Source organism: Candidatus Nitrotoga sp. M5 (assembly GCF_927904885.1).
Lineage (GTDB): Bacteria > Pseudomonadota > Gammaproteobacteria > Burkholderiales > Gallionellaceae > Nitrotoga.
The window spans coordinates 48,261-60,451 of record NZ_CAKMNW010000013.1 but is presented as its reverse complement, the minus strand read 5'-3'; the positions used below and the strand labels follow the sequence as shown (position 1 = coordinate 60,451).

The window sequence follows — 12,191 nt, the reverse complement described above, 5'->3', positions numbered from 1 at the left end:
CCGAGCCTAAACCCGAGCCTAAACCCGAGCCTAAACCCGAGCCTAAACCCGAGCCAGAGCCAGAGCCAGAGCCAGAGCCAGAGCCAGAGCCAGAGCCAATCGAAACGAAAATGCCGATCAAGCCATTACCGAAAACAACAGTCACTAATACTGGGGTTTCGCCATCTATCCCCAAAGTTTTACATTCAGCACCTTCGTCCGATTTTTCTGGCCACATTAACGCCGCCAGAGCACGCCGCTTGGCTGCCAAAATTTCTGATGAACGTGAATACGCAGAATCAATATCTAAGCAGCGTCAGCTTTTAGCAGATGAAAAAAGGATGGCTAACATCAGGCGTAATCTGCAGCCACCAGGTACAAGCGGCATATTTCAAATCATTAGTATGGGAGTTCGAACCGCCCGGTTTTCATTTCGAGGTTGGACAACAGACTACAATAACTCTCGGCGCGAAATAATAGAAGTCGATGCGGGATTGAATGGTGATGTGGAGCGCGCAGTTATTCGCAGGATGATCGAGTTGATTCGCAAGCACTTTAAAGGAGATTTTAATTGGGAATCGCAACGCCTCAATCGCGTTATTGTCTTGTCTGCACGCTTGGAGGATAACGCGGGCCTTGAAGATTTTTTGATGCTTGAGTTTTTTGGCACATACTCTGGTTTTCAGCGAGGTTCACTATTGCGTTAAGGCATCGAAGCGCCTTTAAGAACGTCAACACTCATGAAAACTGCCTCAAACAATGAACGAAGCGATTTAATATTGTAGGTGCGCAATTCTCTCGCAAGTTATCTTCGCTGCTACAAAATGCTTGATCGCCTCGGACAAGGTGACATAACAGCTGCTTGTTTTGCTCTGATTTGTTGGGATAACAAGGCAATGTTCACAGATGTTTACGACATGGCTTTATAAAAAGCTTATGTATTCAATATGTTTGAATTTGCATTGCAATAAACGCTTGCTATCGTGTACTCTCACAAACGAGTCGCTGTACCGGATTAGTACAAACAATCTGTAATAAGTTGTTATTTTGTCACGCTAGATAATTTATAATTTATGGTGTAAGTAACTATATGTACTTTTGTCGATTGTTATGCCTAATCAATAAATCCCATGCAAATATTGGGTTATGTGGAAGGTCAGAAGGTATTTTTCTGTTCCCATGATGCGGCTTGAAAAATAACGAAGCTCTAAATAAATATCTGTAAAGTAATATTGCCGCCGGCTTACAGGTATTTTAAATGTATGCTGTTTATAACCTGAGTATAAGTATTGAATCCATGACAATTAACTACTACCATGCTCCAATATATCGGGCCTAATATTATGCAAAATACTAAGCAAAAAAAAATAATTCCTATTGTTGATCATCGCCTTTCTAAGGTAGCTCCGATTATTCCCGCTATTATGGAAGAGCCAAATGGGCTTATCGGTGACGCGTTTGGACGGCCATTACAGGATTTACGCATTTCACTCACAGATCGTTGCAATTTCCGATGCGTCTATTGCATGCCTATCGAATCATTCGGCAAAGATCATGTGTTTATGCCGCGGTCTTCAATGATGACTTTTGAAGAAATTACTCGTATCTCACAAATTTTCGTTAACCATGGCGTTCAGAAAATCCGTCTGACTGGCGGTGAACCGTTACTACGTAAGCACGTTGAAAATTTAATTGAGATGCTTGCCAAGATAAAGACACACGATGGTAGTGACTTGGACCTGACGCTAACGACTAACGGTGCGTTACTCGGGAAAAAAGCTCAATCCCTGAAAGATGCAGGATTAAATCGTGTTACGGTCTCACTGGATTCGATGGATGATGCCACTTTCAAGCGCATGAACGGCGTTGATTTTCCCGTATCGGATGTTCTGCGCGGCCTGGATGTTGCTCACTCAGTAGGCCTTGGCCCAATCAAGGTAAACATGGTTGTCAAAAATGGCTTGAACGAACAGGAAATCGTACCGATGGCGCGTTATTTTAAAGGCTCCCCATTTATACTCCGGTTCATAGAGTACATGGATGTAGGGTCTTCGAATCACTGGGAAATGGGCGAGGTTATTCCATCTGCAGAAGTGGTGCGGCGAATTTCCGCTGACATGCCACTTGAAGAAATCGAACCAAACTACACTGGCGAAACTGCTGAGCGTTGGCGCTATAAGGATGGTGGAGGTGAAATCGGAGTGATCTCAAGCATCACTAAAACCTTTTGTCACGAATGCGTTCGAGCCAGGTTGTCTACCGAAGGCAAGCTATATACATGCCTTTTTGCGGAGAGTGGCCACGATTTACGAGCACTGATGCAAGGTGGAAAAACAGACCAAGAAATTTCTACTGCCCTTGCACATCTATGGCGGTTGCGCGCGGATCGCTATTCAGAGTTACGGAGTGCAAATACAAAGAGCAATGTAAAAACAGGCAAAAAAATTGAAATGTCTTATATTGGTGGATAATCTGCTAGCAAGCATGCATCTGTGCTGTCAGTGAAATCAAAATCACAAATCCAGGTAGCATTGTCCATATCAAGCTAAACTGAAAATTGGTCTGGCAATTACTTTGTCATCTTCAAAGCTTTATCTGACTGCCAAACTTAGCAAAGGACAACACATGGAATCTAAGTCTTCTTTCTTATCCGCCCTAGAAACAATGGGTGATTATGACCCGGATTCAATGCCGGTTGAACAAGCACGTCAGCTTATCCAGCAATTCCTCGCGCCACTCGCGGAGCATGAATTGATTAACCTGCAGGATGCGCTACATCGCACAGTGGCTGCAGACATACATTCACCTATGAATGTGCCGCCGCACGATTATTCAGCAATGGATGGTTACGCTGTGCGTTATGACGACTTGGGAAGTTTGCCTAGTCGACTCACTCTTATTGGCAGTGCCTTCGCTGGACGCGCTTTTACTGGCTATGTTGCTGCAGGCGAATGCGTGCGAATTATGACTGGCGCTCTCATTCCTGAAGGTTGTGATAGCGTGGTGATGCAAGAACATGTTCAGGTCGCCGGATCCGAGATTGAAATAGGTGAAGGGCACACACGTGGTCAGAACATTCGCTTGGTCGGGGAAGATATTACGCAGGGCGCTACCGTGCTGACTACCGGACGGATCATTCGCCCCGCTGAGATGGGGCTTCTGGCTTCACTTGGTTTCAGTGAGATCAATGTTTACCGTAAACTAAAAGTTGTGCTATTTTCAACCGGAGACGAATTGCAGCAACCAGGAAAACCATTAGCGCCTGGTCAAATTTATAATAGTAATCGTTATACACTGCTAGGCATGTTGGGCGAACTAGGCGTGGAAATTATAGACATGGGCACTATCCGCGATGACAAAGCCAGCCTCAAACTGGCGTTGCTTGACGCTGCAGAGCGAGCTGATGTCATCATAACCAGTGGTGGAGTTTCAGTTGGTGAGGCTGACTATATTAAGCAACTGCTAGCGGAAATTGGCGAGGTTGTGTTTTGGAAAATAGCCATGAAGCCAGGCAAACCACTTGCTTATGGCAAAATCGGGACTTGCCATTTTTTCGGATTGCCAGGCAACCCAGTTGCAGTCATGGTAACTTTCCAGCAGTTCGTGCGTGATGCATTGCGCGCGCTTATGGGGCAGCTACCCAAACTAACCATTGAACTCCAGGCTACCTGCCTAAGCCCTATCCGAAAAGTTCCCGGACGAACCGAATTTCAGCGCGGCATTCTCAGTCGAGATGAAAACGGTGGATGGGTAGTGCACACATCCGGTGCACAATGCTCCGGCATTCTTAGCTCAATGAGCAAGGCCAATTGTTACATTGTGTTACCTGTATCGCAGGGACGTCTTGAAGCAGGTAGCACTGTCCAAGTACAACCATTTTAACCAAACCGAAGTATGGTCTGCGTATAAACACTAAGCCGCTCACGCAGAAACTGCGTGAATGAAATTATCCAGGATAGAATCACTTTCCTAATAAGCTATTTAACGTGGTTGAAATAATACTATTCCGATAAATTCTCGGGAATAATGTAAAGCCAGCTGAATACCGCTAGAAATACTCCAACTCTTTAGCCTACAGAAGATAAATATGCAAAATGAAACTGATGAAATTGATGAATCCTTAATAGCAGCAACAATGGATAACGATTTAGAGGGAATGAAGAATGCAATCAAACTTGGTGTAGATGTAAACGCCCAAAATTTTTTTGGGAAAACAGCGTTGCACTATATCGAAAGTATAGAGGCGGCACAGCTGTTAATCGACAACGGAGCTGATCCGAACATTGTGGATTACAATAATCGCCCACCAATATTCGACGTTAACGATCCTGAACTTGCAATATTTTTAACCGATCACGGTGCCGATGCTAAATTTCAAGATAAAGATGGATTAACCGCTTTGTATATATGGGTGGACTTCCCTAAAGTGGCTAAGTGTTTACTGGACGCTGGTACCAACCCGAATGTCCAGCTACAAACGGGGAGCATGATTATTAAAAAAGGGAATACCGCATTACATAAAGTTGAAAGCCTGGAATCTGCCCAGCTACTAATTGAATATGGTGCAAATATCACGATTCAAAATATAGAAAGAGCAACCCCCGACCAAACGTCAAAGGGTGAAGCACGAATCTATCTTAAATCAGTGCGTGAACAAAATAGCTTGTTACCAGCCGATGCCCAGAAAAATTTCAGTGAGTCCTCCATACCAGACAGCAATACCGATAACCGATTAATTGGTGATACTACCGTTTATCACAGCAAACCTTAGCATTAGGGCGCCTATTAAAATTCAAGTTTTTAGCAGTTAGTCGAACTTAAAGGATTGTGGCCAAAATTGAGCAGAGCGAGGGTGGGTTTTACGAGGTTTTACCTTGCAGCGAGATACCGGCTTACCTCACTTGACGATTTTGCAGGGTAATATTTGCTATTGCCCAAAGAATGCCGCGTGATTTATTCATTTCTATATCCAACCGTTTGTACTTATCCAAGAAAACAAATGGCGATATTGATAATCACCATTTGTTCACAACAGCAAATCTTATAACGTTTTCATATACTCGATTAATTGATAGCGCTCCTCACTCGTATAATCCCGCCATTCATTGTTTTCCCTGATCTGAGTGTAGTATTTCCCGCTATGCCCGGCATTACTATTACCGGGAATGGGGTCTCCCTTTTCATTAACGGTATTAAACAAAAAACTGTTGCCGTCCTGATTTGGCTTAAATCCCACTTGTTCGGTATTTAACTCTTGACTACCGACATAAAAAGATTTTTCGCGTTCAGTGTCGGGCAATAACAGTTGATATAAACTGGATACGGATCCATTGTGTAAATAAGGTGCTGTCGCCCAAATGCCGTTTAATGGCCTTGCTTTATAAGCGACAAGGTTTGGTGGCGATGCGCCACCTTTTTCAGGCGGCAGGTGATATCCCGTCAATTCCATTAACTGTTGTTGATCCAATGGTGGGTTGAAGGCGGCAATGTTTTTCTGAATAACATTGCCGACAATGGCAGTCAGCATTTCACCCCGCGGCACTTTAGGTGTTTTGTCCGCATCTTGATATTGCTTGGGGAGATAACTACGCATAACACCAGGGTCGACATTTAATGCAGGGTTCACGAAGTTCATCGCCATCAGCGGATCAGTGCCAATTTTTTCCAGCTTTGTCATATGTATCTGGATAAATTGTTTTCCAAGCGGATTCGGGTCAGTCATTGGAAACTCCCCCTTTTCATCACGGACGCTATGGCACATAACACAATTTGCTGCATATAATGCTTTGCCTTTTGCGGCTTTCGCATCATCGATTGCGGGGAGTGGCGCGCCCCATTTTGGTGAATCCAGCTTACTCATTAACTGTTCTAAATGATCCAGGTTAACGATTTTTGCAGAAGAGTAAAACCGTTCATCATCATTCGTAGTATTCACAATTGTATGAGCAAACACACCGGAAACCTCGCCAACGTTGCGACCAATATGGTTATTGGCTGACCCGTTCCACTGCACCCAACTGAGCTGGGAAGTGTTCCACAAGAAGGGATAGCTGACGGGCGCGTTGGCTGGTGTAGCATTATCCTCAATGCCGGTAAAACTTGCCGTCACGCGATTCAGTATGGCTCCAAATGCGTCTAGTCTTCCATAGCCATAAGGCGTTGCCACACCGTCGTAATTGATTTGAATATAATTGTTTAACCAGTCAGTGTAAGCGATTATCTCCGTCTTTAAGCGTTGCTGCTCAGTTTCGTTATAGCCTCCTTCAGCCAAAACATTTTTTGCGAATCGGGCTAATTTATTGTCGTCAGCGGTGGTCGATGTCAATGCTTTTGACATCATTTTAATCATGGTTTGAAAATCAGACATTGGTGGTCCACCATCAATTCTCAACGTTTGGTCGTTATAGGTGATTTCGGAAGTATGACAAGCCGCACAAGTCAAACCCAGCCACTCTTTATATTCGGTATAGCGCTTATCTCCAGAGGACAAACGCTTAGCGGACAGGGCTGAAGATAGGAACGCTTCCATATTGTCATCTTTGACAAATCCAATTGGTAATCCGTCCGGGTTGGTACCCGCCGTTTTTGCCTGGGGAATGTAGCCCAATTGCTTAACATGTGCATTGTCACGGAAAAGGCTGTCATTATCAGCTTGCTCCAGCGCCAAAAACCATGAGTAGGGCATTAATTGCGAACCTTGAGAGGTTCTATAAAAATCCATTCCCTCTTCCTTGCTCCAGCCTTGCTCCAGCGTTATATATTCATTTTGCTCATTAGAAACATTCGGATCCGTCACTTCTGTAGTGTCACTATCAACCACTTTGTCATTCCCGCAGCCATACAGTCCCACAGAAAGAATCAAGAAAGGCAGCGCAAGATATTTTTTAGAGTTAAATAGTTTCATGTTTGCTGGCTCCTAATATTAATATTTAATTAGATTAAAAACAGCTGTTAGTGACATTGCTAGGTGATTGAGATGTTTTTATGACGCCAGATAAACATTTTTGTGAAATCGATTTATGCTACCCAATGGTTAGTGTGACGTCAATGCATGCCATGGGTGGCGGATTCAACTATGCTGATTAGCCCATACGTTCTGATTCACCGTCTACAATTAACAGATAGCAGTTCAGGACGAACATAGTAGCGTGTGGTATCGATTTAGCAAAGATTGTTTTTCAGATGCACAGGTTGATTGAAACGAAGAAGTGGTTGTTTGTAAACAGTTGAAGTGGTCTCAAGGCCGAATATGAAACTTATCAGCTAGAGGCATAAGGGGGATTGCTTTAAAATCAATTTATTTTTTAAAAAATTTAAAGATTGAATAATTAAAAAAAGCGTCCGTTTTATATTTACTCCGCTAACGCAGCCGTTTTTATCATGGCATATACGACAAGTCCTTTGCGTAAATCGAGTCGATCACGCGACCATGCCGTGATTTCAGAAAACAAATTTTGACCTCCACTTAACTGTAACCATAGCAATACGTGTCCCTCACGAGCGGGGTCGATACACTGTACCGTCACCGGCAATATGTTCATCAGGCTTGTGTTCTTCGGTTTAGCGAGAGCAATGCCGACATCCTTTGCAAGAATACGCAAGCGTTGCGATTTGCCAACGTTATCTGAACAAATAGGAGTGCTCAACCAAAAACAATCTTCGCCCACATGAAAAGAAGTTAACCCATGCTCTTTTCGCCCCAACTGACCCTCAATGACCGATACCACGCCTTCGTCACGGAATAGCGGTGAATCCGATCGAGATAAGGTGTGTTTGAGCGTTTCGATGTGATCGATGCGCCCATCCTGCAGAAACACCACTCGGTCTGCAAGTCGCTCTACTTCAGCTGGTGCATGGGTAACATACACAATTGGCACATCTGCTTCTTTAACCAAGCGCTCGAAATAGGGAAGGATATCGCGCTTAGATTGCGTATCGAGTGCCGAAAGTGGCTCATCCATCAAGAGCAAGCGTGGACTTGTTAACAGTGCACGCCCTAAAGCAATACGCTGGCGCTCGCCACCGGAAAGTTTATTGATATGTCGTTCAATCAATTTTTCAATGCCCAACATACGAACCACTTCGTCCAAATGTAATTTACGCTCGGCAACGGGTGTGCGCTTGTACCCGTAGAGGAGGTTTTCGCGTACAGACAGATGCGGCAATAAACTTGCCTCTTGAAAAACAATAGCGATCCGGCGCCGATGCAGCGGTACACAATGACGTCCATTAAGCCAAATTTCGTGTCGAAAGCTTACCTGCGCGTTGTTCGGATGCTCCAAGCCAGCAATCAGTCGCAGCAATGTAGTCTTACCCGAGCCAGAACGTCCAAACAGAACGGTAACACCATCCGCGGGCCAGTTAGCATCCACATCAAAAACAAAGTTTGAATGAGAAATTCGAGCACGTACCGACAAGGTCATGGTTTTATCATCCCGAAACCTCGATTAAACCAGTGCACTACGAAAAGCACGATAAACGCGAAAATCAATAGCATCAGGCTAAGTCTTCCCGCAGCGGCATACTGCATACCTTCTGTATAGCCATAGATAGTGGTTGATAATACGTGGGTAACCCCTGGAATATTGCCGCCCACCATCAGTATTACCCCGAACTCGCCCATTGTGTGAGCGAAAGTGAGTGTCATAGCGACTATGAAACCGCTTTTTGTCATAGGTAAAATTACGCTAATGAAGCGATCGATCGCGCCAGCCCCAAGTGAAGCAGCCACCTCGATCGGGCGTCGCCCCAAATTGGAAAATGCTTGCTCCAAGGGTTGCACGGCAAACGGCAAGGAATACAAAATTGAGCCGATCAATATCCCCTCAAAAGTAAAGGCAAGATGATGTAGCCCCATATCCTCTAACGTTCCGCCGATGAAGCCGCGTGGGCCAAGCGCAATCAAGAGATAAAATCCGAGCACGGTGGGCGGTAACACCAGCGGTAATGCAACCACAGCCTGTACAGCATTTCGAAAGGTAGAGCGTCCGCTAGCCAACCACCAAGCCAATGGCGTTGCTATCACCATTAAAGTTAATGTGGTGTATGAACAAAGCCGTATCGTAAGCCAGATCGCTGTCCAGTCCTCTGTACTCAAACTCAAGCTTTGTTTTAAGTACTCCAAAATCTACCTTGCCAAAAAGTGATGTTTTTGGGGTAACACAAAACCATAGCTTTCGATGATCTTGCGAGATTCTGGTGTCTGGACGTAAGCCGCAAATCGTCGCGCCAGTGCACTATTCTTCGCTCGTTTGGTTATTACGAAAGCTTGCGCCAACGGCTCATGCAGACTGTCATCAATCAAGCTATATCCTCCTTGTTTAGACAAAGCAGGATTAAGCGCCAGTGAAAGCGCAATGATACCGGCGTCGGCGGCTCCGGTACTTACCATCTGTGCGGTATGTTCAACATTTTCACCAAAAACAAGCTTGCCCTGCAGCTTGTCCCACATTCCGGTCGATTTCATTGCTTCCTTGGCTTGCATACCGTAGGGGGCAAATTTGGGGTTAGCAATGGCCACTTTACGAATAGCGGATTCAGATAATTTTTGCAGGGTTAATTTAGTCGCATCAGTCGTTGAAGACCAAATTACCAAGCGGCCAATCGCGTAAATTACTGGATCAGCACTTGTTAGCCCCTCTTTCTTCAGCGTCTGCGGAAAACTAACATCCGCTGAGAAGTAAATATCAAAAGGTGCACCGTTCTGGATTTGAGCACTGAATTTTCCTGACGAGCCATAAATAGCTTTTACCTCGTCATGGCGGTGCTCGGCATTAAATTTACTCACAATATCGGCCATGGCAAATTTTATACTGGAAGCAGCGACGATGGTTATATTCTCAGCAGTTGAGATGCTGGCACCAAACGCAAATATTATGCCGATAACAATGGTGTGGAAAATTTTTGTCATAATAAATAGTACCTTTTATTTGTTTAATTAAAATGCGCTTAGGGTGGTTTCAACATACAGCAAATTGGAATGTGCTTTACGACCTGGTTCTACCAATTGTGAAGCCTTTTTGGTGAAGTCACCTGCCATGAAATGCGAATAACCTATATTTAACTCGATGTACTTATTAATTGGATACCGCAAGCGAACGTCAAACTCTTCGCCTATCTTTTTGCCACTTGTACCAGCTTTATCTTGTAATTTAGCACCACCACTCCAAAGGTCAGTAGCACTGGCTAATTGATACCAGCTATAGCCAAAGTCAATTTTTAATTTATTTGAGGGGGTAAGCTGACTGCGAATTTTAGTAGCATATATGTTTGAAAATTGAATGGAGTTACTAGCGGATAGAGACGACCTCGAAGCACCAAACAGATTGTCAAAACGCTGACTTCTGGAATCATCAGGGTCTTTATCTCCGCTGGCGAAAGCTAGAGTGGCACTTAAACGTGGCTTCCATGAATATTGGGCGGTATAACCTCCTTCTAGATTATAGGCATAGGCATCTTGAGTTGAGGATCCATCATTACCCCATTGTTTAGCATAGTTAAAGTCGTAATCAAGCCCGGTATTTCCTACAATGCCAAAACCTCGAAAACCACCCGTGTGAATTTCACGGTTTGTGTGAGCACTAGCAGCTGCAAGCGTTCCATTCGAAGCATAGGTAACTTTGCTGCCATCTTGTTTAAGCATTAAATAATATGGCTGTAATGTGATAATTTTTGACCATTTGCGCCAGTCGCCGACAATGCCATAGAGCCACTGGGCATCATTCACTTTATCCGCTTGATCTACCAGGCGAGTTATTGGCTGCACGGCAATTAACTCTCCCTGCCAATCATTTTTTTTCTGGCCAAATGTTGTACGTACCCCTTGAAATGTATTTAGTGTATTTCGCCATTGATTACGTGCAATCAATCGTCTATCAACTAAATCCAAGGTCATACGGCCAGCTTTGATACTTACGGATCTTTCATTACCTAGATCATCCTTGCCTAGTGCATCTTTGAAATACAGCTCACCATAACCTTGAATTAACTCGGTTTTATTGACATTGCGATTATCACTCTGGAATGCGCTGTTATATGCGCGAGAATCTTGCATTTCTACGGTGAAGCGGAACGGGTCAATTTTACTTTTAACGTCGGCATAAATACGCGTGCTCTGCAAGAATGGTTCATCTAAGACATCTTTGCTACGACGAAAATCATTGTCACGATATTCGTAACGTAGTCGAGTCTGCAGACCTATATCTACCCAGTTAATGTTTGCCAGGCCTTCAGTGTTTTTTAGCCATGTCTTATTGACTTGCTGAGCATAGCGAGGAGGTTCAGTTTCCTGAGCTATCCCAAAAGTTCGGCTTTCCACGTAATAACTTGGAGTGACAGTGTTCACAGAGGCTGTTTCAGTTTTAGTCGTTGTTCTTACTTTAAAAGAGGCATTCTCATGGGCAATCTCGTGAAATGGCACTGTGTTTTTTGATGCAGTTTGTCTTTTCTGGCTCGACTCTTCAATTTGCAGTTTCAGCTGCAAATTTTCCTGAGCAACGGAAGAGGGCGATGTCACTAACAGGCTACAAACCAGAATTCCTTCTTGTATCCTTAATTCAGCCATTTTAATTTTGATAAGATTGAAACATCCGAACTTGATTAAGCTTGTAACTTTCGTAAAGTTGACAACCTTATTTATAATTCTGCCTAATGGGTAATATGATCTTTTGATCATAATTTTTTCAAAGCAAATCATCTCATTCAAAATATATATAACTATATAACGCTAATTAAAAAAAACGCATGAACTACGGATTACCATTTATTTATCTACGGCAAGTAGCACATTAGAAGCCTTAATTAACGCACAAGCTGGGCTATTCACTGAAAATTTAAGCAGGTTTTGCGATTCATTAGTGATAATCGCAGCAAGAGTATTGCTATTGCCGAAATCGAGTACCACCTCGGTATTTACGGCGCCTTTTTCTATCCGGCTGACCACCCCGCACAACCGATTTCGCGCCGACGTTGTAATTTTTTCATCCGTCCATGCCAGTATCACCCATGTTGATTTGATTAATGCATACGCTGCTTTGCCTGGCACAAGTCCTAATAACCGTGCACTTTCGATTGTTACAATAGCGCAAACTGCTGCACCACTTTCCAGCCTAAGTATGATTTCTGAATTTATGACTCCATCAATCACTGCTTCAACAGTACCTTTCAACGTATTACGCGCACTTGTTTTTATTTTAAATCACCCCTGTCAATGT

11 protein-coding genes are annotated in these 12,191 nt (G+C 43.9%); 4 read left to right on the top strand and 7 right to left on the bottom strand.

Annotated features, from left to right (window positions below; all coding sequences use genetic code 11):
• Positions 1 to 217: hypothetical protein (locus tag MJ770_RS04865; RefSeq protein WP_239250478.1), on the bottom strand; the 217-nt coding region annotated here is incomplete at its 3' end.
• A 103-nt stretch (positions 218 to 320) separates the two neighbouring features.
• Between MJ770_RS04865 and MJ770_RS04860 the strand changes: the two genes are divergently transcribed.
• The 4 genes from MJ770_RS04860 to MJ770_RS04845 all read left to right on the top strand — a co-directional run bounded on the left by MJ770_RS04860 (position 321) and on the right by MJ770_RS04845 (position 4,750).
• Positions 321 to 686 (top strand): hypothetical protein, encoded by a 366-nt coding sequence (locus tag MJ770_RS04860; protein WP_239250477.1) that lies wholly within the window; start codon positions 321 to 323, stop codon positions 684 to 686.
• A 636-nt stretch (positions 687 to 1,322) separates the two neighbouring features.
• The gene (gene moaA, locus MJ770_RS04855) at positions 1,323 to 2,450 is read left to right on the top strand and encodes a GTP 3',8-cyclase MoaA (RefSeq protein ID WP_239250476.1); all 1,128 of its coding nucleotides are present in this window, start codon (positions 1,323 to 1,325) and stop codon (positions 2,448 to 2,450) included.
• 154 nt (positions 2,451 to 2,604) lie between these two features.
• The gene (gene moeA, locus MJ770_RS04850) at positions 2,605 to 3,861 is read left to right on the top strand and encodes a molybdopterin molybdotransferase MoeA (protein WP_239250475.1); all 1,257 of its coding nucleotides are present in this window, start codon (positions 2,605 to 2,607) and stop codon (positions 3,859 to 3,861) included.
• Between the two features lie 205 nt (positions 3,862 to 4,066).
• The gene (locus MJ770_RS04845) at positions 4,067 to 4,750 is read left to right on the top strand and encodes an ankyrin repeat domain-containing protein (protein WP_239250474.1); all 684 of its coding nucleotides are present in this window, start codon (positions 4,067 to 4,069) and stop codon (positions 4,748 to 4,750) included.
• A 270-nt stretch (positions 4,751 to 5,020) separates the two neighbouring features.
• On the opposite strand, the gene MJ770_RS04840 is transcribed toward MJ770_RS04845, so the two are convergent.
• The 6 genes from MJ770_RS04840 to MJ770_RS04815 all read right to left on the bottom strand — a co-directional run bounded on the left by MJ770_RS04840 (position 5,021) and on the right by MJ770_RS04815 (position 12,169).
• A complete protein-coding gene (locus tag MJ770_RS04840; RefSeq protein ID WP_239250473.1) occupies positions 5,021 to 6,883 on the bottom strand; it encodes a c-type cytochrome in 1,863 nt (620 codons plus the stop codon).
• A 448-nt stretch (positions 6,884 to 7,331) separates the two neighbouring features.
• Positions 7,332 to 8,402 (bottom strand): molybdenum ABC transporter ATP-binding protein, encoded by a 1,071-nt coding sequence (gene modC / locus MJ770_RS04835; RefSeq protein ID WP_239250472.1) that lies wholly within the window; start codon positions 8,400 to 8,402, stop codon positions 7,332 to 7,334.
• Complete coding sequence (gene modB / locus MJ770_RS04830; RefSeq protein WP_239250471.1) at positions 8,399 to 9,082, bottom strand: molybdate ABC transporter permease subunit; 684 nt, start codon at positions 9,080 to 9,082, stop codon at positions 8,399 to 8,401. The genes modC and modB overlap by 4 nt, the downstream gene beginning before the upstream one ends.
• A gap of 24 nt (positions 9,083 to 9,106) precedes the next feature.
• Positions 9,107 to 9,889 carry a molybdate ABC transporter substrate-binding protein gene (gene modA / locus MJ770_RS04825; protein WP_239250470.1) on the bottom strand — a complete coding sequence of 261 codons (783 nt, stop codon included), beginning with the start codon at positions 9,887 to 9,889 and terminating at the stop codon, positions 9,107 to 9,109.
• A 27-nt stretch (positions 9,890 to 9,916) separates the two neighbouring features.
• Positions 9,917 to 11,542 carry an alginate export family protein gene (locus MJ770_RS04820; protein WP_239250469.1) on the bottom strand — a complete coding sequence of 542 codons (1,626 nt, stop codon included), beginning with the start codon at positions 11,540 to 11,542 and terminating at the stop codon, positions 9,917 to 9,919.
• 198 nt (positions 11,543 to 11,740) lie between these two features.
• Complete coding sequence (locus MJ770_RS04815; protein ID WP_256448796.1) at positions 11,741 to 12,169, bottom strand: TOBE domain-containing protein; 429 nt, start codon at positions 12,167 to 12,169, stop codon at positions 11,741 to 11,743.
• Between the last annotated feature and the right edge of the window lie 22 nt (positions 12,170 to 12,191).